This is a genomic window from Sphaerisporangium sp. NPDC088356, assembly GCF_040685555.1.
Taxonomy (GTDB): domain Bacteria; phylum Actinomycetota; class Actinomycetes; order Streptosporangiales; family Streptosporangiaceae; genus Sphaerisporangium.
This window is the reverse complement of record NZ_JBFBIK010000045.1, coordinates 1-25417: the sequence shown is the minus strand read 5'-3', so window position 1 is coordinate 25417 and position 25417 is coordinate 1. Positions and strand designations below refer to the sequence as shown.

Genomic DNA, 25417 nt, shown 5'->3' with positions numbered 1-25417 from the left:
GGATGAGGATGGGATATGGCACTACGCAGGGGCAGCTTGATCGGTGAGTACATTCGCCGGCGGCGACAGCAGACGAGGATGCCTCCGCGCCGGCTCGCCGTTCAGGCGGGCGTCTCCAACTCCTATCTGAGCCAGGTCGAGCGTGGCCTTCGTCAGCCGAGCGCCGCGATCCTCAACCAGAATCGCCCGGGAGATGTGCAGGCGGGCCTGCTGGAGGATCGCAGTCCCTACAGTGACGCGCTGGCCGCGATCAGGGGCGACAGCACCATCACCGGGCGGCAACGCCAGGTGCTGATCGATATCTACGAATCGTTTCCGAAGGGAGAAACCGGACCAAGATTCCGCGGACCGACTCGGCTCCTCCGATGAGCCGCGATCGCCTACGCGGCTCGTTCGCTGATGGCAATGCCGTACCGGATGTCGCAGAGGGAGCAAGCGCCTATGATGCTCGCCGACCAGGTCAAGATGATCGCTAAGTCCAAGCCGTTCTATGCGGCCGCGGGCGCCGGCGACTACGCCGCTGAGAACCTGCGTAAGCTGCGCAGGCGGCTGCAGAAGCAGCTGCGGGCCCGCCAGGGTGAGGTCCGCGAGACCGCCAAGGATCTGCCAGGGAAGGCGCGCGAGACCGTTGCCAAAACCCTGCCGGGGCAGGCCCGCGAGTACGCCGACACCACGACCGCCAAGGTCAACGAGTTCTACGACGATCTGGCCGCCCGCGGGCGCAAGATCGTCAGCAGTATGAGCCGCGAGGCCGCGAAGGAGCTTGAGGATGTCTCCAAGAGGGCCACGACGGCGACCGCTATAGAGAAGGATAAGGCGGCGGGCAAAAACCCCACGCCAAGCGGAAAGACCGCAACCAGGGCTTAACTCGCCACCATCCCGGCCCGTACCCGTTCTCCGGAGAGGGAGGCTTCTCCTGTCTCGCCCTCGCCCCTTAACGCGATCACGATCACGGGCATGAGCGCCCAGAGCAAGGGCCGCAGTCGGCCCCGGGCATCAGCCAGGCACTCGCGTGGACGCGAGGCTGGTCCGCGCCTGGTCGGCCAGGGCCCGGGTGACCGCCTGTTTGATCCACCAGGTCGCGTAGGCGGAGAACTTGTAACCCTTGGTGTAGTCGAATTTCTCCACCGCGCGTATCTACGTGCCGGACAAGGTGCCTCCCGTTCACATCTGGCGCCGCAGCTGATGTGGAACCGCGCTTGCCGGTCGGCTTGGGCGAGTCAGGGCTCCCGTCAAGGTGCGCGGCGTTCCACGTCATGACCCTGCAAGGGAGAAGTGGCCGGCCCGCATCGTGCCCCCACGTCGCTGTTAGTTCACCTGCTCGACCAGAAGCGTCGCCTCTTAGTGATTGACGCGGAGGTTAACTCAGTAAATATTGATTTAATGAACGCTGCTGGTTCTACCTTGAGGCTTTGCCCGGGTGGCTCGGGCAGTCCCAGACCGCCCTTGAGGTCTCGACCTGGGACATCGCGCGCAGCGTGCTGATCTTCCTGGGCATCCCGCTGGCCGCCGGCTACCTGTCACGCAGGCTCAGCGAGCGCGCCAAGGGCCGCGACTGGTACGAGGGCCGCTTTCTGCCGAAGATCGGCCCGCTCATCGAAGTGCCCGTACTCGTGGCGCTGGTCTACGTCAGTCTGTGGGGCCGCCGCCTGTTCGCCAACCCGCCAAAGGGGTCGATCCATGCCTGACAAGTCCAGTGTCCTTTTCGTCTGTGTCCACAACGCCGGACGCTCACAAATGGCCGCGGGTTGGCTCAGCCACCTGGCGGGGGACCGCATCGAGGTGCGCTCCGCAGGGTCCGAGCCCGCCGGACAGGTGAACCCGGTCGCCGTCGAGGCCATGGCCGAGGTCGGCATCGACATCACCGCCGCTCGCCCCAAGGTCCTTACCGTGGAGGCCGTGCGGACCTCGACCATGGTGATCACGATGGGCTGCGGGGACGTCTGCCCGATCTTCCCTGGCAAGCGTTATGAGGACTGGCCGGTGGAGGACCCCGCGGCCCAGGACCTCCAGGTCGTGCGGCGCATCCGCGACGAGCTCCGCGACCGCATCCTGAAATTGATCGCAGACCTGGGCTGACTCCACGACGGCTGCCGCGGTTGACGACCGCACCCGAGAGGGTCGCCACTCCCGGGTCCGGGGGCGGCGACCCTTCCCTGTCCGCTCAGGCATCGGCCTTGTGGGCTACGAAAGGACGCGATCCTCGTCCTCGGGGTGTTCGGCCGAGATGAGCGGGTGGTCGGGCGTTCCGACGTGGACGTCGGTCCAGCCGGCATCCTCCACCAGCGGTGTCAATGACCGCGAGTAAAGGGCGGCCGGTTCGCCTTCGAGGCGTCCGAAGGTAGCGCTTGGGCCGGCCAGGTGCCGGGGTCACGGATGTGCGGGTCGATCTGGAGGGCAAGGTCGCTCGCTTGCGCCATGCGACAGAACCGGCGCAGGTCAGGTTGCCCAATAGTTAGACGGATGTGAATATAGAGCTATGTCAAAGACGGGAGTGACACCGGAACCCGCAGGTGTCTCGCCATCCAAGGGTTGCTGCGCTCCGATCGAGTCCGTTCCACTGGATCCCGCTCACGCGGTCGACATGGCCAAGGTGTTCAAGGCCCTGGGTGATCCGGTCCGGCTGCGGCTGCTGTCTTTGATCGCGGCGCATCCTGACGGGGAGGTCTGCGTATGCGAACTGACTGATCTGTTCGACGTCGCGGCCCCCACCATCTCCTATCACTTGAAGCTACTGCGTGAGGCCGGCCTGGTGGATCATGACCGCCGGGGGACCTGGGTGTACTACCGGCCGATCCGTGAACGCCTTCGCCAGCTCTCCGCCCTGCTGGCCGCATCCGACCTGGCGGGAGCCGCCAGGTAGCCACGGTCGGGATATACGCTCAAGCTCTCTTGGCGGGCACGGTCAGTACTTCACTCAATCGCTCCAAAGCCGTGGGCACCACCCAGTGGAACACCCAGGTGCCCCGTCGCTCCCTCGCTCGCTCAACCAGCGTGCGTAGGCGAGCGTTGGAGCGTCATTGCAGGCGCCGTCCAGATACACCCGTGCGCACGCGTAGCCCGAGGCGCCGGCTGGGACGCTCTGGACCCCCGGAGCCGGTTGGGACGTCCTGGTCTCGCATTGAGCCGACGAGCCCGCCGGTCGTGCATGTCAGTGGCCGGGAAGCCTTACCGCATCGGACAGGCGCGCCACCCGGCCGGCGAGCTCTGGCGACGGGTACGCGGCCCGGGACGTCCCTGAGCGCGACGGCCGCGGGCGCCACCAGCACGCTCCGGCTGGCCGGCCACCCAGCGGGGCGCCCGGTCGTCAGGGGGTGAAGATCTCCCGGAACTTCACGATCTTGCCCTTGTACACGGTGATGAGCCCCGGGTGCCGACCGGCCTTCAGGCGCGAGATGGCCACCTTGCTGGAACAACGCTTGTCGCCCAAGCCCTGGCGGTCCACGGTCGTCTCCGTGTCCTTGCACCCGGTGGCACCGTAGTACGCGAGCTTCGCCGAGACGGGGGAGGCGTAGGCGGTGACGTCGCCCTCGGACGGCCCGGTGAACCATCCTTCCGTGTGGCCGCTCTTGTCCTTCACCCACTTGATCGGTGTGTACTCCGCCTTCCCGGCCTTGTAGTACGTGACCCAACCGCGCAGGATGCCGTCGTGCCGCGTGCTGATCCGCTTGGTGAAGTCGTGGTGCGGGTCGGTCTGGAAGGACGTACCGAATATCTTGGGCTGCTTGAACTTCGGGATGGTGGTGGCGCCGGCGGCGACCGCTCCGGCGACAAGCGTCGCGGCGACCGTGGCGGCGACCGTCGTGGTCCGGAAGAGGATGCTGAGAGACGCGGAGGGCTTCGCATAGGGCTTCATGGGAGGTGAGAGTGTCAGAGTCGGCATTTGGTTCGCGCATCCAATGTGATCTTTCGCAATCCGCGTACGGGAGGCGAGCGTAGACCTCCGCGAGCGGTGGAGGAAACGGGCACCGTAGGACGATGTGATCATCGCCTGGCCTCACGCACCGGATCCACCATCCGCCGACAGAACTCCGGCGGGTAGTTGTCCGGCACAGGTGAACTCCTTCCAGGAACCAGGGTTCCGCCGAGGTCGGGTGTCCACCAAACCGGGGCAAGTCCACCAGGACCGGCGTCCGGCATGCCCGGTCGGTGCGCCGCCGCCGCAGGCTGCCCTCGGCCTGCTCAGGGATGTGCCGGGCCGACAGGCCGGCGTCACCGGGGCCTGCGCCCACCCGGTTGCCGGCCTTCGTGGTCACCAGGACCCTCTCCCGCACCCGCCTGGCGGCCAGCCACTCCTCCGACCGGCCACCGCCGTAGGAGTTGGCGGTGTCGAACATGGTGATGCCCGCGCCGAGCGCGTGGTCGAGCGTCGCGTGAACCGTTGGTTCGTCGTCGCCCTGCCCTAACAAGGAATCACACTCTGACAGGCCGTTGTCACTATGTAAAGAGTGATTGTTTGGGAACATCGTTCTAATCTTGATCAAAATCTGTTCCGGCGTTCCAGGGTGTTGCGCCGCATTCTTGTGCCGTGGCAGACCCCTGCCGTGAGAGATGCCCCCCAAACAAAGGCAGAGCCCCCCATGGTCAAGCGATCCCTCGCAATCGTCGCCCTCTCCCTGGCCGCATTACTCGGATTAACGCTACCCGCATACGCGGTGACGCAGGAGCAAAAGCTCGCCACACTTTCCGGTTTCACGCAGCCGACGACGGTCAGCGCATCCAACTGGCTCGCTGCCTGGCAGAACCAGTCCGCCTGGGCGGACTACGGCTTCGACTGGTCGACCGACCTGTGCTCGAGCAGCCCTGACCAGCCGCTTGGCTTCGACTTCAGAATGCCGTGCCGGCGTCACGACTTCGGCTACCGCAACTACAAGGCGGTGAGCCAGTTCCCGGCTAACAAGGCGCGCATCGACGACTCGTTCTATTTCGACATGCGGCAGGTCTGCGCGGGATATTCCAGCGCCGCCAAAGCCACCTGCAACAGCCTCGCCTGGACCTACTACCAGGCGGTCAAGCAGTTCGGCGCGCTCAACGTCACCCAGACGCAGATCGAACGGATCCGCCAGGACGCCGAACAAGCCACTCAGAACGCCGGAGCCTGACCGATCTCGCTCCAACTTACGGTAACCGGGCGCCGGGCAGCCGCACAGTGGCCGCTCGGCGCCCCGCCCGGCCGGCATTGATCAGTGCCTGGTCCTGGGGACACCTCAAGGTCCGCCAGGGCGCCGGAGCGCACAGACCAACGGCTACGCCATCGTCGCGCACGCCCCTCCATCGGGTCAGTGTGCCAGCAACTCGCTCACCGTGACCGCGTGCAGGCCGCGCCGGTGCAGGCCCTCCAGGATGCGCGGCAGCGCGGTCAGGGTGCCGGGATGGCCAAGATGCAGGCTCACGATCGACCCCGGCCGTGCGGCGCGCAGGACGTTGCCGCTGATCGCCGCGGCGCCGGGATCGGTGTAGTCGAGGGAGTCGACGTCGTACGACAGGCAGGTCCGGTAGCCCGCCCGTGCCGCGAGGTCGCGGACGACGGGAGTCGCGTGCCGGCTGGCGGACTGCCGGAACCAGGACCCGATGGACCCCGTCAGCCGGTGCAGCCGGTCCGCGCACTCCTCGATCTCCCTGCGGGCCTGGCCGGTGCTCATCGAGGAGATGTCCAGGTGGTGCATCGTGTGGTTTCCCAGGTCGTGGCCGGCGCCGGTGATCCGGTCCGCGATCGCTCTGTCCAGCCAGGTGCCGACGGCCAGGATCGTCGCGTGCGCTCGCTCCCGCTCGATCACCGCAAGGATCTTCTCGGCGAGCGCCGGTGACCCCTCGCCGTGGAAGGTCAGCGCCACCAGCGGGCGGTTCCGCGGCCCGTGCACGACTTCCCCTGGCAGGTGCACCGGCGCAGGTGTCGCCGCCGGTGTCGATGTCGATGTCGCCGCGAGCGTCGCCGCCGTGGGCGTGGCGGAGTCCTTCGCGGCTCCCCGGGCCCCCGGCGGCTCGGGAGAGCAGGCGGCGGCCGTCAGCGTCGCCGCGGCGGCCAGGAAGCGACGTCGTCCGATCATCGGAACACCCCCGTGTGTCCCAGCGAGCACCATCCCGGCTGGGGATAGACGCACAGGCCGTACGGCCCGGCGCCCACCTTGATCTTGTGGAGCAACCGCATCGGGCCAGCGTAGGGAGGCCATGATGAGCGGCCGGACAAGGCCGGGTTAGCGAGGCGATGACCTGGCTTTCACTGCTATCCGCCCCGAGGACGCGACCGTGGCCATCAGGGAGGACGACGGCCGGCTCCGGACCAGACACTCCAGTCCCACCTTCGCGAATCAGAGAGCGGCGGCGTTCGCTACGAAAGCTCCGACAGGTGGATACCCCCTTTCCCGCATGAGCGCACGTGCGCATGAATGTCGTCCACGCCGACGGTCTCCCACCAACAGCGGCCAGCGGTGCGCTGCGGCACTTTCGACTTCGAGCAGGGCCACAAGCGTTCCGTGCACTACGTGGACGTCCTGTTTTGGGTCTTGTACGGCATTGAAGGCGAGGCTACGATCGCGAGAACTCTTAGGAAACTTTCCTATAAGAACTCCCCTGAGGACGAGGCCCTCATGCGCCCAGCGAACCCCGTCGTCCCCTCCTCATCCTCTTGCCCGCCGCGACCGCCATGGCACCCGAGGCCGCCAGGACGGCATTCCGACCGCGACCCTCGTCAAGGCCTCCGGGTGGAGTCGGCGTTCCAGGGGAGCCGAACCTTCCGCCCGCCGTCGATGCCCGGTGACCCCTGCCATCCGGGCGCTAGAAGGGCTTAACCCATGAAACGGACCCCCCGCCTGCTCGCGCTGGCAGCTTCGTTGTTGCTTGCGGTCCTAGGCGTCCTCGTCACGCAGACGTCGGCTCAGGCCGCCAACCTCCTCGCGAATCCGGGCTTCGAGACCGGATCCCTCTCGCCCTGGTCCTGCACCGGTGGGCTGGGTTCGGCGGTCAGTTCCCCGGTCCGCACCGGCACGAAAGCACTCGCCGGCGCGGCGAGCGTCTCCGACAACGCCCAGTGCACCCAGTCGGTGAGCGTCAAGCCGAGCACCGCTTACACGTTGACCGCCTGGGTGCGCGGTAATTACGTCTACCTCGGGGTGAACGGCGGGGGGTCCACCTGGACCTCGTCGGCGACGTACACGCAGCTCTCGGTCGCCTTCACCACCGCGGCCGGTCAGACCACCGCCGTGGTCTACCTGCACGGGTGGTACGGGCAGGGCACCTACTATGCCGATGACGTCAGCTTCGACGGGCCCGGAGCCCCCCCGTCGAGCACCCCCACCCCGACGCCCACGCCGACACCCACGCCCACGCCCACCCCGACTCCGACTCCGACGCCCACTCCTACACCGACGGGTGGCACGTGCGCGGTGAAGTCCAGGCCGACGGGCAAGGTCCTCCAGGGGTACTGGGAGAACTGGGACGGCGCGTCGAATGGTGTGCACCCGCCGCTCGGCTGGATTCCGATCACCGACTCCCGCATCAAGGCCCACGGCTACAACGTGATCAACGCGGCGTTCCCGGTCATCCGCTCCGACGGAACCGTCCTGTGGGAAGACGGCATGGACTCCACCGTCAAGGTCGCCACCCCGGCCGAAATGTGCCAGGCCAAGGCTGCCGGTCTGACGATCCTGATGTCCATCGGCGGAGCGACCGCCGGCATCGACCTCAGCTCCAGCACCGTCGCCGACCGCTTCGTCGCCACGGTCGTGCCGATCCTCAAGCGGTACAACTTCGATGGGATCGACATCGACATCGAGACCGGCCTCAGCGGCAGCGGCAACATCAGCCAGCTGTCCGCGTCCCAGGCCAATCTCATCCGCATCATCGACGGCGTGCTCGCCCAGATGCCGTCCAACTTCGGCCTGACCATGGCACCCGAGACGGCGTATGTCACCGGGGGCAGCGTCACCTACGGCTCGATCTGGGGAGCGTACCTGCCGATCATCAAGAAGTACGCCGACAACGGCCGCCTCTGGTGGCTGAACATGCAGTACTACAACGGAAGCATGTACGGCTGCTCCGGTGACTCCTATTCCGCGGGCACGGTTCAGGGGTTCACCGCCCAGACCACCTGCTTGAACAACGGCCTGGTCATTCAGGGTACGACGATCAGGGTCCCCTATGACAAGCAGGTCCCCGGTCTGCCCGCCCAGAGCGGAGCCGGAGGCGGCTACATGGCGCCCTCTCTGGTGTCCCAGAGCTGGAACAGCTTCAGCGGCAACCTCAAGGGTCTGATGACCTGGTCCATCAACTGGGATGGGTCGAAGGGCTGGACCTTCGGCGACAACGTGAAGGCACTGCAAGGCCGCTAGCGGCCACGTCAGAGTAGTTCCCCGGACGGGAGGGGGCGCCCACCAGGTGGGCGCCCCCGATCGCCGGCGGGTGCGGTCCGTCACGGGCACGCCACGTCTAGGAGCTGGGCGCGGCCTCCCAGGTGGACATCGACACATACGCCGACGCCCTACTCCCGGACCTGCTGGAATTCGCGGGCCGGCCTCGCACCGCGGCCGAGGTCGAGGGATTCGGCCCCGCATCGGTCGCGGACGTGGCGCAGTTCGCCCTGGTCCAGCGTTCCAGGGCCCGGGACGGCCTGGCCCGTTTTGCGGTGCGTATGACGAACCCGGAGGACTCACCGCGAGCTGGGTGCACCCGGAGCCCGGCGACACCAACGGCATCTCCTGGTGCCGGGCCATCGGCTGGTACGGCATGGCCGTGAGCGATGTGCTGGAGATCCTCCCGGCGTCCCACCCGCAGCGGGCCACGCTGATCGGCATCGTGCGCGACCTGGTCGCCGCGTTCGCCCGCTACCAGGACCCGGCCACCGGGCGCTGGTTCCAGGTCGTCGACAAGGGGAGCGACTCCGGCAACTGGACCGAGACCTCGTGCTCGGCCATGTACACGTTTACGATCTCGCGGGCGGTCGAGCGCGGCTACGTGGACACGAGTTACAAGGCGAACGCCACCCGCGGCTTTGATGCGAACGGGCACATGACAGCACCGCACCAGGACCTGTACGGACTTCGGATCTTCAAACGGGTTGGGCCCTCGAATGGCGCGGCCACATCACCGTGCGCGCCCTCGGCCTGCTGCGACGCAACGCCAGGATCTGATCACCGCACGTCCGGCGGTGCGGGCGCACCGCCGGACCGGTGGGGCTGGTTACTGGACGAGGAAGCGCTGTGCGGCGCTGCCGTTGCAGTCGTAGATCGTCAGGCGGGTGCCGTTCGCGGTGTTGCCGCCGGGGGCGTCGACGCACCGGCCGGACTGCGGGTTCTGGATCGACCCGTTGGACAGTTGCACCCAGTTCTGCGCGCCGCTGGTGTTGCAGTCGTAGAGCTGCAGCGCGGTGCCGTTCGCGGTGCCGCCGGACTGCACGTCCAGGCAGCGGCCGAGGGTGCGCAGCGTCTGCCCGTTCCAGGTCCAGAACTGGTCCTTGGCCGAGGACTGGCAGTCCCACAGCTGGACCGCGGTGTTGTTGACGCCGGTGTCGTCGCCCGCGACGTCGACGCACTTGCCGCCGGGGCCGGCGATGTTGGCTCCGCCGGGGAACGACCAGCGTTGCGCGGAGCCGCCGTTGCAGTCCCAGATCTGCAACCGTGTGCCGTTGCCGGTGGCGCCGCCGGGGGAGTCGAGGCACCGGCCGGAGCCGGCGTTCTTGATGGACCCGTCGGACTGCAGCAGCCACTGCTGGTTCCCCGCGCCGAAGCAGTCCCAGATCTGGACCTTCGCCCCGTTCCCGGTGGCGCTGTCCACGACGTCGAGGCACTTGCCGCCGTTGAACGTGCGCAGGGTGTTCCCGACCATCGTGTAGCGCTGGTCGACGGCGTTGGCCTGGCAGTCCCACAGCTGGACCGGCGCGCCGTTGCCGCCGGTGTCGTCGCCCGCGACGTCGACGCACTTGCCTCCCGGACCCGTGATCGGCTGGCCGCCGACCGGGCCGGGGCCACCGCCGCCTCCCGTGCCGAAGCTGCCGATCGTCATCCCGGCCGACGACGGGTTCGGCTGGTCGATCACGGGAGCGAAACCGCCCACGTCGTCGTACGAGAAGCCGTACGCCAGGCCGTTCAGCGAGTAGTCGTGGATCGTCTTGCTGAAGAGGTTCGACGCGGACTGCCCGTAGAACCTCGCCGGGTCCGTCGTCGGCTGGGTGTCGAACATGACCCGGCCCGCCGTCGACAGCGTCGCCCGGTTCAGCGCCGCGCACACGCGCGCGCCGACCGCGAGGATCGCCGTCTGGTCCGGCTGGCCCTGCGGTTGCGTGCCACCGGCGCACGCGAAGACGTCACTGGTCGCCGGCCGGGTGAGCGTGCCGATGACATTGCCTGACGCGCCCCTGAAGGTCCAGTTCGCGCCGCTGGTCGTGCCGGTGAAGTTGCCCAGCGACGTCTGCACGGTCAACGTGTGCGTCGCGTAGTACGACCACACGGCGTTCACGTAGGAGTCGAGGTACGTCCCGGGGAACGCCCCCTTCGCGATGGCGTGCACGGGCGCGAGCACGCGCAGCGGGAGGCCGTCGGAGGCGCGCGTCGTGGTCAGGCCCGACCACGGTGACCCCAGCCCGCTGAACCCGTTCAGGATGCCGGTGCGGTTTCCGGCGATGCCCTGTGTCTGGGTGTTGCCGGAGGTGTCGGTGACGCTGACGGTCAGCGGGATGCTGAACATGTCGACCGTCGTGGAGTTGATGAAGATGCCCGTTCCGCCGCTGCTCGCCCGCGCGAACTCCGTCCAGTCGTAGAGCACGTTGGCGTTCGCGTCACTCGCGACCCAGGGCGCGGGCTCGACGAGCCCGTTCGTCGTGAGGAAGAACTGCAGCTTCGCCCCCATCGAAAGGTAGACGCGGCCGCCCGACAAGCTTGGCGGCAACAAGATGGTCGTCCTCGCGCCGTTGCCCGGCCCGGGGATCGAGACGTCCGGCGCCGGGACAGGCCCGTTGGGGGTCGACGGGGGGAAGCTGTACGCGCGCCACGTTCCCGAGGCGTCCACGTAGCCCTGCTGGCCGGCCGAGTTGCGCGCGATGACGTAGATGTACGTCGCGTCGCCGCGGCCGGAGTTATTCGTGACGGTGAACGGCAACTGCGATACGGCGGCGCTCGCCGCCTGCTGACCGGCGGCGAAGACGACCGCCTGGGCCAGTAGGACGGCGGCGACCAGACCTCGTCGCCACCGCTTGGACAACACGTGCATACCGGACTCCTCTGGGGGGACCACGCCGGACCGGCGTCCTCGCCGTTCGACGTGATGGGACTGCGTGGAGCGTGGTCAGGACGGGGCGGTGCCTGCGCACCGCCCCGGTCATCGGAGGGACGGAAGGATGCGGATCAGCCGCGGCGCCACTTCTGGTTGGCCCCGCCGGTGCACTCCCACTGGATCAGGCGGGCGCCGTCGTTGGCGTTCCAGGCGTCGATGTCGACGCACTTGTTGGACTGGGGATTGACCAGGTCCCCTGCGCCGGACAGGACGAACTGCTGCGCGGGGTTGCCGCTGCAGGTCGCGATCTGGATCACGGCGCCGTTGTCCCGCGATCCCCAGGCCACGTCCATGCACTTGTTGTTCTGCGTGCGGAGTGTGCCCCCGGTGAACGTCCATCGCTGTGCGTTGGTGTTGTTGCAGGTGTACATCTGCAGCGGCACTCCGTCGCCGAAGTTGGAGCCGGGGACGTCGATGCACTTGTTGTTGTAGTTGCTCACCAGCGCGCTGGTGTCACCGCCGGTGGTGGTCAGGCTCAGGCCGTACGCGCCGAGGATCTCGTTGACCGGCTGGTAGAAGGTGTTGCCGCCGCTTGAGCAGTTGCCCGAGGCGCCGGAGGTGACGCCCTGGGCCTGGTCGCCGGACATCCAGGCGCCGCCCGAGTCGCCGCCTTCGGCACAGGCGGTGGTCTGGGTCAGCCCGTAGACCAGCGACCCGGAGTAGTTCACGGTCACGTCCTTGGCCTGGATGACACCGCAGCGCCAGCCGGTGGTGCGCCCGGACCGGCAGATGGAGGCGCCGGTGGGGGCCTCCTGCGAACCGGCCACGGAGACGACGCCGCCGCCGTAGTTGTTGACCCAGGGGCGCGGCGTCCAGTCGCCGTTGGTACGCACCCAGGCGTAGTCGTTGCCGGGGAAGGACGAATCGACGAAGGTGCCCTGGTTGACGTTGTTGTACCCGAGGGTGGGGTTCCCGGCGCGCCCGCAGTGCCCGGCGGTGACGAAGCCGCCGTTGTTGACCGAGAACCCGACCGAGCACAGGGTGTTGCCGTTGATGACGTACTGGTCGCCGCCCCGGATGTCGTACACCGGGTGGGGGGCCTGGCCGACGGAGATCCGCACCGCCGCGGCGTCCACGGACCCGGCCCGCACGAGCCGTTCGGCGGCGGCGGTGTCGGCCGCCGACACCACGACGGTGTTGGCGGCCGGGTCGACGTACCAGCCGTAGACGTCCTTGCCGGCCGCGTCGGCGGCGCGGTCGAGTGTCGCCTTCGTGGCGGTCAGTTGCTTCTCGCTGTGCCGCACCTCTACGGGCAGTGCGCCGGCCGCTTTGACGAGGTCGGCGTCGCGGGCGTCCAGTACGCCGACTTTCAGCCGCTGCTGGGCGGGGTCGTACCAGGCGCCGGCGAACCGGCCGCCCAGGCGCGCGCGCAGCCCGCGTTCGACGACCGCCGCCGCGGCCTCGTGGGTCTGGCGGACGCGCGCTTCGGGGGCGGTCAGATGCAGGTCGCGTTGCAGCGCCTGCTGCATGGTCTCGGCGGGGGTGGCGGCCGGGCGGGGATCGGGCGACGGGGTGGCCTGAGCGGCCGAGGAAGGGAAGACGAGCGCAACGGCGAACACCGCCGCGCCGGTCAGCACGGTGAGTCTCACGGCAATCTTTCGAGGGGGGGTGGATGAGACGTGAGAGCGCTCTCAGAAAAGAACCTTTACAGTTTACTCACCGTTAGTCAAGCCCTAACAAAATTGTGTGGACCCCACCGGACGAAGTGCCGGCTCCGCTGTCTCCTCCACGAAAGGCAGGCAGGATGCCATGAAGGGGGAGAACGGGTCCGCGTCGTCGAGAGCGGGTTCGCGGCGCTGTCCGGGTCCGAGGAGCTGCGCCGCCAGGCGGTGCAGGCATGCGCATCGCACGCTCCGTCGGTGAGCGGCCAACCGTGGCGGCTCAGCCAGCGGGAAGGACGGGCGCGGTCGATCCCCGTACGACCAGCTCGGTGGCCAGCTCGACGTGATGTGAGTCGATCTTCTCCCCGTCGGCCAGGCGCAGCGCCGTGCGCAGGGCGGCCCTGCCCATCTCCCGCAGCGGCTGGCGGACGGTGGTCAGCGGCGGCGAGACCATCGTGGCGATCTGGGTGTCGTCGAAGCCCACGATGCTGAGGTCCTCGGGTACGCGCAGACCACGGGACCGGGCGGCCTCCATCACCCCGAACGCGGTCTCGTCGCTGCCGGCGAAGACCGCGGTCGGAGCCTGTGGCAGGTCGAGCACGACCGCGCCGAACTCGAGGCCGTCCTGGTAGAGGAAGTGCCCCGACTGCACGTAGCCGGGCAGCACGGGGGCCCCTTCGGCCTCCATGGCGGCGCGGTATCCGTGCAGCCGCGCCTGACTGCAGGCCGCGGTCGCCGGGCCGCCGATGTAGGCGACGCGCCGGTGCCCGAGGCGGAGCAGGTGCTGGGTCGCGGTGAAGCCGCCGGCGAAGTTGGTCGACCCGACGCTGGTCACGCTGGTGCGCGGCAGGTTCAGCGGATCGATCACGACCAGCGGCAGGCGGGCGCGTGACAGGACGCCGAGCTGCCCGGAGGTCAGCTCGCTGGTCACCGCGATCAGCGCCCGGCGCCCGGCGGAGACCAGGTCGAGGACCCGCGCGGAGGTGTGCTCCGCGCCGGGCCTGATGCTGACCACGACCGCGACGCCGGCCTCGGCCCCCGCCTCGACCGCACCCTGGATGATCTCGGTGGAGTAGGCGTTGAGATCGGCGTCGAACTGCACTTCGATCGTGGCAGGCCTCGCCCCCGCGGCATGGCGCGGCGACGGGGCCACGTACTGGTGCTGCCGCAGCAGCGACTGCACCAGCGAGCGCGTGGCCGGCGCGACGTCGCTGCGGCCGTTGAGCACCTTGGACACGGTCGCCACGGACACGCCGGCCGAGGCCGCGACGACGGCCAGCGTGGCACGCCTAGGACTGGTCGGCATCTCTTCCTCCCTGCCGCCCGGCGGCCGTTCCCCGCGCCGGGCCGACCTCCACCGGAGTGACGAGCCGCCTGCCGGGGCCGACGACCCGCAGCGGTCCGGTCAGCCGCACGCCGCCACGGCACGGCAGGTCGGTCGCCGACGTGCCGACGAACACCTCGATGTCCCCGGGCTCGACGACGCGCCGCAGGTCGCGCCCGGTGAACGCGGTGCGGTCGGCGTGCACCTGGAAGCGCACCTCGGTGCTCTCTCCGGGCTCCAGGCTGACCCTCGCGAAGCCGGTCAGCTGCTTCACCGGCCGGGTGACCTGGGCGAGGACGTCGTGCAGATAGAGCTGGACGACCTCGTCGCCCGCTCGGGAGCCGGTGTTGCCGACGCGGACCGACACGCTGAACTCGCCGTCGGTCGGGATTTCAGCGTCGCTGATGCGCAGGTCGCCGACCTCGAAGGTGGAGTAGGAGCCGCCGTGCCCGAAGGGGAACAGCGGGGTGGGGTCGAGGTTGCTGATGCCCTGGCTGTCGGCCCCCAGGGGCGGCTGCAGGTATGTGCCCGGCTGCCCGCCCGGCAGGCGGGGGATCTGCACGGGAAGCTTGCCACCAGGCTGGACGCGACCGGAGAGTATACCGGCGATGGCCGCCCCACCCTCCTCGCCGGGCATGAAGGCCTGGACGAGCGCGGCGGCGCGGTCGTGCACCTCGCCCAGAGCGTACGGGCGGCCGGAGACCACGACCACGACGACCGGCGTGCCCGTGCCGGCGAGGGCGTCAAGCAGGTCGGCCTGGACGCCGGGCAGCCGGAGGTCCTCGGCGTCGCAGCCCTCGCCCGAGGTCCCCTGCCCGAACAGGCCGGCGAGGTCGCCGACGACGGCGACGCACAGGTCCGCCTCGCGGGCCGCCGCCGTCGCGGCGGCGAAGCCCGAGCGGTCCTCGCCCTGCACGTCGCAGCCCCGTTCGTGGACGATCTCGGCGTCGGGCAGCTCGGCGCGCAGGGCGTGGAGGAGGCTGGGCGCGTCGACGCCGAGCCCGAGCCCGGGGTGGCGGGGCAGGACGTGGTTGGGGAAGGCGTAGCACCCCATGAACGTACGCGGGTCGTCCGCGCAGGGTCCGACGACGGCGACGCGGGACAGCTCCTGCCGCCCCTCTCCCAGCAGCGGCAGCGCGGTGCCCGCGTCGAGCAGAACGACGGACCTTTCGGCCATCTCGCGGGCCAGCGCGCGATTGGACGGGGAGTCCAGATCCGCGGCGCCGGCCGCGGACACCGAGCCCTCGGGCGTCCAGTCCTGGTCGAGCAGCCCGAGCTCCGCCTTCTGGCTGAGCAGGCGGCGCGCCGCCCGGTCGATCAGGGCCTCGGGCAGCTCGCCTCGGCGCACCCGCTCGACCAGGTGCTGCCCGAAGCCGAGGGTGTCGGGGAGCTCGACGTCGACGCCCGCGGCGAGCGCCTGGACACCGGCCTCGCCGGTGTCGGCGGCGACCCGGTGCATGGTGGCCAGGAACGGAACGGCCCAGTAGTCCGAGACGACGGTCCCGGTGAAGCCCCATTCCTCGCGCAGCAGGTCGGTCAGCAGCCAGGAGTCGGCCACGGCGGGTACGCCGTCCACGTCGGCGTAGGAGTTCATCACCGAGCGGGCGCCGCCGAGGACGATGGCCGCCTCGAAGGGGGGCAGGATCATGTCCATCAGCTCGCGGCGGCCCATGGGTACGGGGCCGTGGTTGCGTGCCGCCCGCGAGGCGGAGTATCCGGCGAAGTGCTTGAGGGTGGCGATCACGCCGGCGCTCTCCAGGCCGCGGACGTAGGCGGTGCCGAGCATGGAGACGAGGTACGGGTCCTCGCCCATCGTCTCCTCGACCCGGCCCCAGCGGTAGTCGCGCACGACGTCGAGCACGGGTGAAAGACCCTGGTGCGCGCCCACGGCCCGCATGTCCCGGCCGATGGCGGCGGCCATCCGTTCCACCAGTTCGGGGTCGAACGTGGCTGCCCAGGCGATGGCCGCGGGGTAGACGGTCGCGCCGTAGGTCGTGAAACCGGTGAGGCACTCCTCGTGGACGAGCGCCGGGACGCCGAGCCTGGAACGCTCGACGACCACGCGCTGTTGTCGTACCACCTCGGCGGCGCCCTCCGCCGCGGTCACCGGCCCGCTGCCGAACACGCGGGTCAGATGGCCGAGCCCGTGGCGGGCCGCCTCCTCAAGGGGGATCGTGCCGGAGGCCGCGAACACGTCCTGCATCGGCGCGACGTTCAGCGTCCCGGTGCCGTCGGGGTCGGGGTCGGGGTCGGGGGTGGGAGCCTCATCGGCCGCCATGTCGTTGCCGGCCCACCGGCTGCCGAGCTGGGCGACCTTCTCTTCCAGGGTCATCTCCTCAAGGAGGGCGCCGACGCGGTCCGCCATGGGGAGCGCGGGGTCCTGCCAGGGGCGGAGCGCCCGGTTCGCCGCAGGGGTGCGATCTAGAGCCGTCATCTGCTGCTCTCCTTAGAGGGTATTTCTGCCGCAATTTTTTCGAAATGTTTCGACGTCTTTGAGCGATCCGCACGCCGCCTGCCTCGGATATCAGATGGCCAGCTGAGCGCCCGCGCGAGATTACTACACCCGCTTCCTCCTGCCGAGAGCAGGCCGTGCCCCGAGGGGTCTTGACACGCCAATCACCGAAATCTAGATTGACGGGCCGTGCGGTTATGTCGCAAATGTTTCGACGAGTTCACTCGAAGGGGAGTGGATGAGCGGACATCGGGGTGCCGATCCACGACCGCCGGCCAACGCGTCCGATGAACAACGAGCCGCGGCCAGCCCTCGGCGCTCGAGTACGGAGATCAGCGTGGAACCCAGGACAACGTCTCGCCGCACCTTCCTCAGCCTCTCCATGGGCTTGCCTCTCGGAGCAGCGTTAGCCGCCTGCGGCACCTCGGGCCCGGCAAGCCCCGGTGGTGGCAGCAGCAGTGGTGGAGGCGGCGGCGGTGGCAAGGCCAGCTATTGGTACATCACCGGACAGCCGGGGGAAGGCGTCCGCACCTCCACCGTGGAGCGGTTCAACAAGGCCAATCCCAGTACCCAGATCGCGGCGACGACCTTCCAGAACGACGCCTACAAGACCAAGATCAAGACAGCGATCGGCGCGGGCCAGGCTCCCACCGTCATCTGGGGCTGGGGCGGCGGTACGCTGCGCAGCTACGTGCAGGCCGGCCAGGTCGAGGACCTCACCTCGTGGTTCTCGGAGAACGCCGCGGTCAAGGACCGGCTGTTCCCCTCCTCGTTCGGCGCCGCGACGATCGACGGCAAGATCTACGCGATGCCGTGCGAGACGGTGCAGCCGATCGTCCTGTTCTACAACAAGAAGCTCTTCGAGCGGGTCGGCGCGCAACCGCCGCAGAGCTGGGGCGACATCATGGACCTGGTGCCCAAGTTCAACGCCAAGGGCATCGCGCCGTTCTCGCTCGGCGGCCAGTCACGCTGGACGAACATGATGTGGCTGGAGTTCCTCTTCGACCGCATCGGCGGCTCGGAGGTGTTCCAGGCCGTCTTCGACGCGGAGAAGGACGCCTGGTCCAACCCGGCCGCCATCGAGGGCCTGACCAAGATGCAGGAGCTGATCAAGGCGAACGGCTTCATCAAGGGCTTCTCCTCGATCACGGCGGACTCCAACGCCGACCAGGCGCTGCTGTACACAGGCAAGGCCGCGATGATGCTGCACGGCAGCTGGACGTACGGCAGCATGTCCACCGACGGCGGCGACTTCGTCTCCGGCGGCCACCTCGGCTACATGAACTTCCCGCCCGTCGACGGCGGCAAGGGCGACCCCAGCGACACCGTCGGCAACCCCGGCCAGTACCTGTCGATCTCCTCCAAGGCGACCGCCGAGGAGAAGGAGATCGCCAAGAAGTACTTCTCCACAGCGATCCTCGACGACGAGGAGATCAAGCAGTGGATCGGCACCGGCGGCGTGCCGATCGTCAAGGGGTCCGACGCCCTGCTGACCTCCTCCAAGGACGCCGATTACCTCAAGTTCGTCTACAGCGTCGCGAGCGGGGCCAAGACGTTCGCCCAGTCCTGGGACCAGGCCCTCAGCCCCACCGCGGCCGAGACGCTGCTGGACAACATCTCCAAGCTGTTCCAGCTGTCGGTCTCGCCTCAGCAGTTCGCCACGAACATGAACGCGGTCATCGGCAAGTGACCATGCCCCCGACCTCCGCCACGCGGGGGAGGCCGCCGACCGGCACGGGAGCCGGCCGCAGCGGTCCCGTCGCGTGGCTGGCCGTGCCGGCGCTGGTGTTCTTCGTCGGGTTCGGCGTGATCCCGCTGATCGGGGTCCTCGTGCTCAGCTTCACCACCTGGGACGGGATCGGCGACATCCACGCCTCGGGCCTGACGAGCTGGAAGGCCGTGCTCGCCGATCCCGGCCTGCCGCACGCGCTGTGGGTGACGTTCCTGGTGATGGCCATATCGTGGGCGGTGCAGACGCCGGCGAGCATCCTGCTCGGGGTGTTCCTCGCCGGCGCCCAGCGCTACCGCGCGGTGCTGTCGGTGGTGTACTTCGTGCCGCTGCTGCTCAGCTCGGCGGCCATCGCCATCACCTACAAGGCGCTGCTCGACCCGAACTTCGGGCTCGGCGCCGGGCTCGGCGTCGACCTGCTCAGCCAGGACTGGCTCGGCGAGCCCCGCCTCGCCTTCAGCGTCGTGATCTTCGTGGTGTCCTGGCAGTTCATCCCGTTCCACTCGCTCATCTACCAGGGCGGCGTGCGGCAGATCCCGCGCTCGATGTACGAGGCCGCCGAGATGGACGGCGCGGGGCGTGTCCGCAAGTTCTTCAGCATCACCCTGCCGCAGCTCAAGTACACCATCATCACCTCCTCGACCCTGATGGTCGTCGGATCGCTGACCTTCTTCGACCTGATCTTCGTGCTGACCGCGGGCGGCCCGGCGGACGCCACCCGGGTCCTCGCCCTGGACATGTACAAGAGGGGGTTCCAGGCCAACCTCATGGGCCCGGCCAGCGTGATCGCCGTCATCCTCGTCCTCGTGGGCTTGGCCCTCGCGCTGCTGCTTCGCCGGGTCGGCGGCAACGACGGCTCCGCCAGCCAGCTGGAAGGGGCCTGACATGAGCACGACACTGACGAAGCGCCCCGAGCGGGCGGCCACCAGGCAGCCCGCTCAGCGCGACGGCACGGTGGCCGGCCGCCGTAACTGGCTCGGTGGCGCGGCCGGCTGGCTCTGGCTGGCGGTCGTGGTCGTCCCTATCTACTGGATCATCATCACCAGCTTCAAGGCGCAGAGCAGCTACTACGCGACCAACCCACTGGCGCCACCGGCCGAGCCGACCCTGCAGAACTACCGGCTGGTCATCGAGTCGGACTTCGTCCAGTACTTCCTCAACAGCATCATCGTCGCCGTCGGCGCGGTGGTGCCCGCGGTGGCGGTCTCCTTCATGGCAGCCTTCGCGATCGTGCGCGGCGGCTCCGGCAGGTTCCTGCGCTGGACCAACTCGCTCTTCCTCATGGGCCTGGCCATCCCGCTCCAGGCGACGATCATCCCGATCTACCTGATCATCATCCGGCTGCGCCTGTACGACACGCTGCTGGCGCTGATCCTGCCGTCGATCGCCTTCGCCATCCCGCTGTCGGTGCTGATCCTTTCCAACTTCATCAGGGACGTGCCCAAGGAGCTGTTCGAGTCCATGCGGCTCGATGGCGCCGGCGAGCCGATGATGCTCTGGCGCCTGGCCTTCCCGCTGACCAGGCCGGCCGTGGTGACGGTGACGGTCTACAACGCGCTGACGATCTGGAACGGCTTCCTGCTGCCACTGATCCTCACCCAGGACCCGACCAAGCGGACCCTGCCGCTGGCGTTGTGGACCTTCCAGGGGCAGTACAGCGTGAACGTGCCCGCGGTGCTGGCCTCCGTGGTGCTCACCACCCTCCCCATCCTGGTCCTCTACGTGCTCGGGCGGCGCCAGCTCCTCAGCGGCCTGACCGCGGGGTTCAGCAAGTGAGGCGCCGGCGGCGGGGGCCGGGACCGGTGGTGACCGGGCCGGGGCCGATGGTGTTGACCCGGATGCCGTGGGCCCCGGCCTCTGTCGACAGGGCTTTGGAGAAGTTCGTCAGGGCCGCCTTGGCGGCGCCGTAGTCGATCACCGTCCGCAACGTGACACTCGGTGACGCCGTCAGGCGACGCTCACGGGACGCCGGAGCCGATTTCTACGGTGTGCGCCAAGGCCACCAGCCGGACGCGATCGAGCGGGCAGCGGCTGCATCCGATCACGTGACACGTGTCGAGACGATCTTCGACTACGTCGAGTGATCGATGCGGCTGCCGCCCGTTGACATATCAAATGAACACTCTTTTAATTCTTGTATGGGGCGGATCGCAGGCGTCACCGCCGCCGAGACCCGCGATCGGTTGCTGCGGGCGGCAGCCGAGGTCTTCGCCGAGCGTGGCTACGACGGCACCCGCGTCGCCGATATCGCCGCGGCGGCAGGGGTGAGCAACGGCGCGCTGTACGCGCACTTCGGCTCGAAGGCCGAGCTGCTGGTGGCCGCGCTGCGCGAGCACGGGCCGAAGCTGCTGGCCAAGTTGTTCGCCGCCGACCCTAACCGGTCGATCGCCGATCTGCTGCTCGTCGTCGGCCGCCGGCTCCCGCGCCGGCACGACGCCCGCGGCTACCTCATCGTCGAGTCGCTCGTGGCGGCACGTCGCGACGAAGACCTCGCCAGGCCGATGCGCGACTACGTGGGCGAACGCGCCGGCTGGCTCGCCGGGCTCGTCCGCGCGGCCCAGAACGGCGGCGAGCTGGACGACGCGCTGTCGCCGGACGCGCTGGCGCATTTCTGCCTGCTGCTCGCGATGGGCAGCGTGCTCGTCACACCAGACCTGCACGCGGTCGGCGACGAGGAGTGGACCGCGTTGCTGGCCCGTGTCGTCGCCGCCTTCGCCCCTGCCGACACCACAGCACAGAGGGGAGTGCCGAAGTGAAAGTAAAGATCAACTCCGAGCGATGCCAGGGACACGGTCGCTGCTACGACCTCGCCCCCGGCCTGTTCGGCGAGGACGACGAGGGCTACGGGCAGGTCGCCGGTGACGGCGTCGTGCCGCCGGGCGAGGAGCACACAGCGCGCCTGGCCGTGTCGAACTGTCCGGAAAGAGCGATCGAGATCCTCTAGGAGGCGTGACATGACCGTCGATGACCGCTTCGACCAGGAGAACTTAGACCAGAGGCTGCGAGACCGGTCTCTCATCATGCACAGTGAGGTGATCACCGGGCCGGTCTCGGACTGGGCGACCGACTTCTCCCACGCGGAGCCTGAGTGGGCGGCCGACCCGTATCCCATCCAAGATGATCTGCGGCAGCGTTGCCCGATCGCGCACACCGACCGGTTCGGCGGCGCATGGCTGCCGACCCGCTACGAGGACGTCGCGGCGATCGCCTACGACACCGAGCGCTTCTCATCTCGTTCGATCATCGTGAGCAATGTCCGGCCGCCACTCGACTTCGCACCGGTGGGCGGCGCGCCGCCGATCTCCTCCGACCCGCCCTTCCACCACGACGCGCGCAAGCTGCTGCTCCCGGTTTTCACCAAGGCCGCCGTCGCCAGGCAGGAGCAGGCGACGCGAGCGTACTGCCATTCGCTCATCGACGCGCTGGAGGGGCAGGACGTCGTCGATGTCGCCCGCGACTACGCCCAGCACATCCCGATGCGGGTCATCGCCGACATGCTGGGCTTCCCGCCCGAGGACGGCCCGCGGTTCCGTGAATTCGTCGAGAACGTGCTGGAGAGCGTCAACCTGCCGCCCGAGGAGCGCATCCCCAGGGCCGAGAAGCTGTTCGACTACCTTTTCGCGCAGATCCGCGACCACGTCGACAACCCCCGCGACGACCTCACCACCTACCTCGTCAACGCGGAGCTCTACGGTCAGAAGCTGCAGCCGGCTCACGTGGCGGGCACGATGTCGCTGCTGCTCATCGCCGGCATCGACACCAGCTGGAGCGCGATCGGCGCGTCGCTGTGGCACCTGGCCAAGACCCCGGCCGACCGCGAGCGCCTGGTGGCCGAGCCCGCCCTGCTGCCGACCGCGATGGAGGAGTTCCTCCGGGCCTACGCGCCGGTCACGATGGCGCGGCTGGTCAAGGAGGACATGCACTGGAACGGCGTCGACATGAAGGCCGACGACTGGATCCTGCTGTCGTTCCCGGCGGCCAACCGTGACCCGGCCCAGTTCGACGCGGCGGGCGAGGTCGTCATCGACCGCGAGGTCAACCGGCACGCCGCGTTCGGCCTGGGCATCCACCGCTGCGTGGGCTCGCACCTGGCGCGCATGGAGCTGCGGGTCGCGCTCGAGGTCTGGCTGGAGCGGATCCCGAACTTCAGCCTCGACGACCCGGCGGCGGTGACCTGGGCCACCGGCCAGGTCCGCGGCCCGCGCACGCTCCCGCTCCGCATCGGCTGACCGTCCCACGAACACGAAGGAGGCCCGGGACGACTTCCTGCGCCCGGGTCCGGACCGCTGCGAGCCGTGACGCCGGGCGGTCCCGTCTGAGGACAACGCCCGCGGCCTTCAGATCTTCGGGCTCCGCCGTTCCAGGAACAGCACGTCACGCCATCTGCCGTGATGCAGTCCGATGCGCTGCCGGGTGCCGACGATCCGGAAGCCGCAGGCCTGGTGCAGCCGCAGGCTGGGCTCGTTCTCGGGGAAGACGCCGGTCTGGATGGTCCAGATCCCGGCCGCTTCGCCGGCGTTCACCAGGGTGGTGAGCAGGTCGTGGCCGATGCCGCGCCCCTGGCAGGCGGGATCGACGTAGACGCTGTGCTCGACCACCCCGGCGTAGACCGGCCTGCTGGAGACCGGCGAGGCGGCGACCCAGCCGGCGACGCGGCCGGTTTCGCTGTCCGTGGCGACATAGCGAAGCCGCGGGTGCTTGCCCTGGTCGAAGTGTTCCCAGGCAGGGGTGGTCGTCTCGAAGCTGGCGTTCCCGGTGTCGAGTCCGGCCTGGTAGATGGCCAGCACCTGCGCGGCGTCCGCCGCGCGCATCGGGCGGATGGTGATGCCGCGTTCGGCGAGAGGGATGATGGCTTCGTGGTCCATGGCGGGCTCCTCAGTCGCAGGCGGGTGCCACGGGAACGGGATTGCCCATGACCACGTCGGCGGCGCTGGGGAAGCAGCCGACGCAGGCCTGGTTGATCCGGTACAGGCTGGAGGTGCCGCGATGCTCCACCAGCACGAACCGGACCTCCGACAAGATCTTCAAGTGATGGGACACGGTCGACTGGCCGATCCGGACGGCCGCGACGATCTGCCCGACGGTCATCGGCTCGCGATGCCTGGCCAGCAGCGACACGATCTGGATGCGAGTGGCGTCGGCCAGGGCCTTGAACCAGCTCGCGTACTCCTCGGCTGAGTCCCGTTCGAGCGGGACGGCGTCATGCTTCATTGACTATCGACGATAGTCGATCAAGCATGATCTGGGGAGCCTTCGGGGCCGCAGCCTGAGGAGAGCCGGCCCTTCCGGCCGCTTGATTAGATGACCACCTAACTTGACATTCATCTAATCAAGAGGGCAAGCTACTTGCTCGGACAGTCTTCGAAGCCTGAGGTGTGATGCGCGCACCGCTCCGCCGCGTTCGCCGGGTCGTTTCCGTCACGTTCGACGAGGCCGGCTCGCAGGTGTGCGACGCGGCCTGCCGTGGTACGGCCTGGTGTGCCGCGCCCGCACCGGCAGCCTGATGTCCCGCCAGGCCCTTGATGATCAACACGCGACTTCCAGAAGAGGCGATCATGAGTGATGGATGCTGTGGCCCGGCCGCCCTTGAGATCGAGCCCTTCACTGATCGCGCGGACGTCGGCGCGCTGCCCATCGTGGTGATCGGCGCAGGCCCGGTCGGCCTGGCCGCCGCCGCGCACCTGGCCGAGCGCGGCCTGGACTTCCAGGTGATCGAGGCCGGGCCGCGGGCCGGCGCGTCGATCGCGCAGTGGGGGCACGTGCGGGTGTTCAGCCCCTGGCGCTACAACATCGATGCCGCCGCCCGCCGCCTGCTGGCGGCCCAGGGGTGGACGGCACCCGACCCCGAACGGCTTCCCACGGGCGCGGAACTGATCGAGGACTACCTCGCCCCGCTCGCCGCACTGTTCGGTGAGCGGATTCGGCTGGGCGTGAAGGTGAACGCGATCAGCCGGCTGGGTTATGACCGGGTTCGCACGACCGGCCGCGAGCAGGCCCCCTTCGTGCTTCGTCTGTCCGATGGTGAGGAGCTGCGGGCTCGGGCGGTCGTCGACGCATCCGGCACTTACACGACCCCGAACGTCCTGGGCGCGAGCGGCCTGCCCGCCTACGGCGAGGCGGAGGCGGTGCGGTTCGTCGACCATGCGCTGCCCGACGTGCTGGGCGCCGATCGCGACGCCTACACCGGCAAGCACACCCTCGTCGTGGGCGCCGGTCACTCGGCGGCCACCACTCTGCTGGCCCTTGCCCAGGTGGAGGACACCCGGATCACCTGGGCGATCCGCGCGGGAAGCGCCGGCCGTACGTACGGCGGCGGCGAGGCCGACGCGCTGCCGGCCCGTGGGGCGCTCGGCACCCGGCTGCGGGCGCACGTGGAGTCCGGCCGCATCACGCTGGTCACGGGCTTCTACATCCACTCCCTCACCGTGATCGGGTCAGGAACCGGCGAGCGGGTGAGGGTGGTCAGCCGCGACCCATCCGGCGCCGAGCGGTCGGTCACCGTCGACCGGATCATCTCAGCGACCGGCTATCGGCCCGACCACTCCATCGCCGGCGAACTGCGTCTGGACACCGACCCGATCCTCGGCTCCACCCGCGCGCTGGCCCCGCTGATCGACCCCAACGCGCATTCCTGCGGCACCGTCCCCGCCCACGGCGTCGACGAGCTCACCCACCCTGAGAACGGCTACTACGCCGTCGGCGTCAAAAGCTACGGCCGCGCCCCGACGTTCCTGATGGCCACCGGGTATGAGCAGGTCCGCTCCGTGGTGGCCGCGCTGGCCGGCGATTGGGAGGCCGCCCGCGACGTCCAGCTCGACCTGCCGGAGACCGGGGTCTGCTCCTCGGATCTGGCCGAGGCACAAGAGCAGAGGGTCGGCCTGGCCGCCGGGGTCAGCGGCGGCCTGCTCGCCACGCGCCCGCCACTGGCGGCCGTCAACGCCGATGGCGGCGGCTGCTGCGGCTGAGCGGCCAAGGTGAGCTCGGCCGCCGCTTGCCGTACGTCGTCTCCGTATCTCCCGGCGCCGCCCGGCTTCCCCGCCGGTGCGGCG

Annotated in this window: 22 protein-coding genes and 4 pseudogenes; 15 read left to right on the top strand and 11 right to left on the bottom strand. The window is 69.1% G+C overall.

Annotated elements, in window-relative coordinates:
* Positions 1-15 precede the first annotated feature (15 nt).
* Positions 16-369 (top strand): helix-turn-helix transcriptional regulator, encoded by a 354-nt coding sequence (locus AB0O34_RS18560; RefSeq protein ID WP_363916739.1) that lies wholly within the window; start codon positions 16-18, stop codon positions 367-369.
* A gap of 72 nt (positions 370-441) precedes the next feature.
* Positions 442-867 (top strand): hypothetical protein, encoded by a 426-nt coding sequence (locus AB0O34_RS18555; RefSeq protein WP_363916737.1) that lies wholly within the window; start codon positions 442-444, stop codon positions 865-867.
* Positions 868-1026: 159 nt separating this feature from the next.
* On the opposite strand, the pseudogene AB0O34_RS18550 reads toward AB0O34_RS18555, so the two are convergent.
* Positions 1027-1134: pseudogene (locus AB0O34_RS18550) on the bottom strand (sigma factor); the annotation flags it as partial.
* Between the two features lie 260 nt (positions 1135-1394).
* Between AB0O34_RS18550 and AB0O34_RS18545 the strand changes: the two are divergent.
* The 3 genes and pseudogenes from AB0O34_RS18545 to AB0O34_RS18535 all read left to right on the top strand — a co-directional run.
* Positions 1395-1688, top strand: a pseudogene (locus tag AB0O34_RS18545) (arsenical-resistance protein); the annotation flags it as partial.
* Complete coding sequence (locus AB0O34_RS18540) at positions 1681-2079, top strand: arsenate reductase ArsC (RefSeq protein ID WP_363916735.1); 399 nt, start codon at positions 1681-1683, stop codon at positions 2077-2079. The pseudogene AB0O34_RS18545 and the gene AB0O34_RS18540, both read left to right, overlap by 8 nt.
* 505 nt (positions 2080-2584) lie before the next feature.
* On the top strand, positions 2585-2863 hold the full coding sequence (locus AB0O34_RS18535) for a metalloregulator ArsR/SmtB family transcription factor (protein WP_363916733.1): 279 nt from the start codon (positions 2585-2587) through the stop codon (positions 2861-2863).
* Between the two features lie 444 nt (positions 2864-3307).
* On the opposite strand, the gene AB0O34_RS18530 is transcribed toward AB0O34_RS18535, so the two are convergent.
* Positions 3308-3883: a hypothetical protein gene (locus tag AB0O34_RS18530; RefSeq protein ID WP_363916731.1), complete on the bottom strand. Its 576-nt coding sequence runs from the start codon at positions 3881-3883 to the stop codon at positions 3308-3310.
* 271 nt (positions 3884-4154) lie between these two features.
* A pseudogene (locus tag AB0O34_RS18525) lies at positions 4155-4466 on the bottom strand (aldo/keto reductase); the annotation flags it as partial.
* Positions 4467-4580: 114 nt separating this feature from the next.
* Between AB0O34_RS18525 and AB0O34_RS18520 the strand changes: the two are divergent.
* Entirely contained in the window at positions 4581-5102 is a 522-nt protein-coding gene (locus AB0O34_RS18520; RefSeq protein WP_363916729.1) for a phospholipase, read from the top strand.
* A gap of 177 nt (positions 5103-5279) precedes the next feature.
* Here AB0O34_RS18520 and AB0O34_RS18515 read toward each other — a convergent pair whose 3' ends face one another.
* A complete protein-coding gene (locus tag AB0O34_RS18515) occupies positions 5280-6047 on the bottom strand; it encodes a polysaccharide deacetylase family protein (protein ID WP_363916727.1) in 768 nt (255 codons plus the stop codon).
* 744 nt (positions 6048-6791) lie between these two features.
* Between AB0O34_RS18515 and AB0O34_RS18510 the strand changes: the two genes are divergently transcribed.
* The gene (locus AB0O34_RS18510; protein ID WP_363916725.1) at positions 6792-8327 is read left to right on the top strand and encodes a glycosyl hydrolase family 18 protein; all 1536 of its coding nucleotides are present in this window, start codon (positions 6792-6794) and stop codon (positions 8325-8327) included.
* Positions 8328-8373: 46 nt separating this feature from the next.
* A pseudogene (locus AB0O34_RS18505) lies at positions 8374-8982 on the top strand (glycoside hydrolase family 88 protein); the annotation flags it as partial.
* A gap of 192 nt (positions 8983-9174) precedes the next feature.
* Here AB0O34_RS18505 and AB0O34_RS18500 read toward each other — a convergent pair.
* From AB0O34_RS18500 to AB0O34_RS18485, 4 genes are all read right to left on the bottom strand, one after another.
* The gene (locus AB0O34_RS18500) at positions 9175-11199 is read right to left on the bottom strand and encodes a beta-1,3-glucanase family protein (RefSeq protein ID WP_363916723.1); all 2025 of its coding nucleotides are present in this window, start codon (positions 11197-11199) and stop codon (positions 9175-9177) included.
* 134 nt (positions 11200-11333) lie between these two features.
* Positions 11334-12851 carry a ricin-type beta-trefoil lectin domain protein gene (locus AB0O34_RS18495; RefSeq protein WP_363916721.1) on the bottom strand — a complete coding sequence of 506 codons (1518 nt, stop codon included), beginning with the start codon at positions 12849-12851 and terminating at the stop codon, positions 11334-11336.
* A gap of 292 nt (positions 12852-13143) precedes the next feature.
* The gene (locus AB0O34_RS18490) at positions 13144-14169 is read right to left on the bottom strand and encodes a substrate-binding domain-containing protein (protein ID WP_363916719.1); all 1026 of its coding nucleotides are present in this window, start codon (positions 14167-14169) and stop codon (positions 13144-13146) included.
* The gene (locus AB0O34_RS18485) at positions 14153-16621 is read right to left on the bottom strand and encodes a glycoside hydrolase family 3 N-terminal domain-containing protein (protein ID WP_363916717.1); all 2469 of its coding nucleotides are present in this window, start codon (positions 16619-16621) and stop codon (positions 14153-14155) included. Before AB0O34_RS18485 ends, AB0O34_RS18490 begins: the two co-directional genes overlap by 17 nt.
* A gap of 355 nt (positions 16622-16976) precedes the next feature.
* Between AB0O34_RS18485 and AB0O34_RS18480 the strand changes: the two genes are divergently transcribed.
* Genes AB0O34_RS18480 through AB0O34_RS18470 form a run of 3 tightly spaced genes read left to right on the top strand, consistent with a single transcriptional unit; the run spans position 16977 to position 20144 of the window.
* On the top strand, positions 16977-18329 hold the full coding sequence (locus tag AB0O34_RS18480; protein ID WP_363916715.1) for an extracellular solute-binding protein: 1353 nt from the start codon (positions 16977-16979) through the stop codon (positions 18327-18329).
* A gap of 2 nt (positions 18330-18331) precedes the next feature.
* Positions 18332-19252 (top strand): sugar ABC transporter permease, encoded by a 921-nt coding sequence (locus AB0O34_RS18475; RefSeq protein ID WP_363916789.1) that lies wholly within the window; start codon positions 18332-18334, stop codon positions 19250-19252.
* A 1-nt stretch (position 19253) separates the two neighbouring features.
* Positions 19254-20144 carry a carbohydrate ABC transporter permease gene (locus AB0O34_RS18470; RefSeq protein ID WP_363916713.1) on the top strand — a complete coding sequence of 297 codons (891 nt, stop codon included), beginning with the start codon at positions 19254-19256 and terminating at the stop codon, positions 20142-20144.
* Here AB0O34_RS18470 and AB0O34_RS18465 read toward each other — a convergent pair.
* Complete coding sequence (locus AB0O34_RS18465) at positions 20134-20286, bottom strand: SDR family oxidoreductase (protein ID WP_363916787.1); 153 nt, start codon at positions 20284-20286, stop codon at positions 20134-20136. The genes AB0O34_RS18470 and AB0O34_RS18465 overlap by 11 nt on opposite strands.
* 220 nt (positions 20287-20506) lie before the next feature.
* Between AB0O34_RS18465 and AB0O34_RS18460 the strand changes: the two genes are divergently transcribed.
* The 3 genes from AB0O34_RS18460 to AB0O34_RS18450 are packed head-to-tail and all read left to right on the top strand — an operon-like array spanning position 20507 to position 22597.
* A complete protein-coding gene (locus tag AB0O34_RS18460) occupies positions 20507-21124 on the top strand; it encodes a helix-turn-helix domain-containing protein (RefSeq protein ID WP_363916711.1) in 618 nt (205 codons plus the stop codon).
* Positions 21121-21312 (top strand): ferredoxin, encoded by a 192-nt coding sequence (locus AB0O34_RS18455; protein ID WP_363916709.1) that lies wholly within the window; start codon positions 21121-21123, stop codon positions 21310-21312. Before AB0O34_RS18460 ends, AB0O34_RS18455 begins: the two co-directional genes overlap by 4 nt.
* Positions 21313-21322: 10 nt before the next feature.
* Entirely contained in the window at positions 21323-22597 is a 1275-nt protein-coding gene (locus AB0O34_RS18450) for a cytochrome P450 (RefSeq protein WP_363916707.1), read from the top strand.
* A 108-nt stretch (positions 22598-22705) separates the two neighbouring features.
* Here AB0O34_RS18450 and AB0O34_RS18445 read toward each other — a convergent pair whose 3' ends face one another.
* The gene (locus tag AB0O34_RS18445; protein WP_363916705.1) at positions 22706-23233 is read right to left on the bottom strand and encodes an N-acetyltransferase family protein; all 528 of its coding nucleotides are present in this window, start codon (positions 23231-23233) and stop codon (positions 22706-22708) included.
* 10 nt (positions 23234-23243) lie between these two features.
* A complete protein-coding gene (locus AB0O34_RS18440; RefSeq protein ID WP_363916703.1) occupies positions 23244-23579 on the bottom strand; it encodes a metalloregulator ArsR/SmtB family transcription factor in 336 nt (111 codons plus the stop codon).
* 344 nt (positions 23580-23923) lie between these two features.
* On the opposite strand from AB0O34_RS18440, the gene AB0O34_RS18435 reads away from it, so the two are divergent.
* Positions 23924-25333: an FAD-dependent oxidoreductase gene (locus AB0O34_RS18435; RefSeq protein ID WP_363916701.1), complete on the top strand. Its 1410-nt coding sequence runs from the start codon at positions 23924-23926 to the stop codon at positions 25331-25333.
* Positions 25334-25417: the final 84 nt, after the last annotated feature.

What these genes read in the sequence shown, in the direction of transcription:
- AB0O34_RS18475 (WP_363916789.1), top strand. Translation starts at nt 18,332, where the DNA reads ATGCCCCCGACCTCCGCCACGCGGGGGAGGCCGCCGACCGGCACGGGA.
- AB0O34_RS18440 (WP_363916703.1), bottom strand. Translation starts at nt 23,579, where the DNA reads ATGAAGCATGACGCCGTCCCGCTCGAACGGGACTCAGCCGAGGAGTAC.
- AB0O34_RS18555 (WP_363916737.1), top strand. Translation starts at nt 442, where the DNA reads ATGATGCTCGCCGACCAGGTCAAGATGATCGCTAAGTCCAAGCCGTTC.
- AB0O34_RS18535 (WP_363916733.1), top strand. Translation starts at nt 2,585, where the DNA reads ATGGCCAAGGTGTTCAAGGCCCTGGGTGATCCGGTCCGGCTGCGGCTG.
- AB0O34_RS18520 (WP_363916729.1), top strand. Translation starts at nt 4,581, where the DNA reads ATGGTCAAGCGATCCCTCGCAATCGTCGCCCTCTCCCTGGCCGCATTA.
- AB0O34_RS18460 (WP_363916711.1), top strand. Translation starts at nt 20,507, where the DNA reads ATGGGGCGGATCGCAGGCGTCACCGCCGCCGAGACCCGCGATCGGTTG.
- AB0O34_RS18485 (WP_363916717.1), bottom strand. Translation starts at nt 16,621, where the DNA reads ATGACGGCTCTAGATCGCACCCCTGCGGCGAACCGGGCGCTCCGCCCC.
- AB0O34_RS18560 (WP_363916739.1), top strand. Translation starts at nt 16, where the DNA reads ATGGCACTACGCAGGGGCAGCTTGATCGGTGAGTACATTCGCCGGCGG.
- AB0O34_RS18470 (WP_363916713.1), top strand. Translation starts at nt 19,254, where the DNA reads ATGAGCACGACACTGACGAAGCGCCCCGAGCGGGCGGCCACCAGGCAG.
- AB0O34_RS18490 (WP_363916719.1), bottom strand. Translation starts at nt 14,169, where the DNA reads ATGCCGACCAGTCCTAGGCGTGCCACGCTGGCCGTCGTCGCGGCCTCG.
- AB0O34_RS18500 (WP_363916723.1), bottom strand. Translation starts at nt 11,199, where the DNA reads ATGCACGTGTTGTCCAAGCGGTGGCGACGAGGTCTGGTCGCCGCCGTC.
- AB0O34_RS18450 (WP_363916707.1), top strand. Translation starts at nt 21,323, where the DNA reads ATGACCGTCGATGACCGCTTCGACCAGGAGAACTTAGACCAGAGGCTG.
- AB0O34_RS18445 (WP_363916705.1), bottom strand. Translation starts at nt 23,233, where the DNA reads ATGGACCACGAAGCCATCATCCCTCTCGCCGAACGCGGCATCACCATC.
- AB0O34_RS18515 (WP_363916727.1), bottom strand. Translation starts at nt 6,047, where the DNA reads ATGATCGGACGACGTCGCTTCCTGGCCGCCGCGGCGACGCTGACGGCC.
- AB0O34_RS18435 (WP_363916701.1), top strand. Translation starts at nt 23,924, where the DNA reads ATGAGTGATGGATGCTGTGGCCCGGCCGCCCTTGAGATCGAGCCCTTC.
- AB0O34_RS18510 (WP_363916725.1), top strand. Translation starts at nt 6,792, where the DNA reads ATGAAACGGACCCCCCGCCTGCTCGCGCTGGCAGCTTCGTTGTTGCTT.
- AB0O34_RS18530 (WP_363916731.1), bottom strand. Translation starts at nt 3,883, where the DNA reads ATGCCGACTCTGACACTCTCACCTCCCATGAAGCCCTATGCGAAGCCC.
- AB0O34_RS18540 (WP_363916735.1), top strand. Translation starts at nt 1,681, where the DNA reads ATGCCTGACAAGTCCAGTGTCCTTTTCGTCTGTGTCCACAACGCCGGA.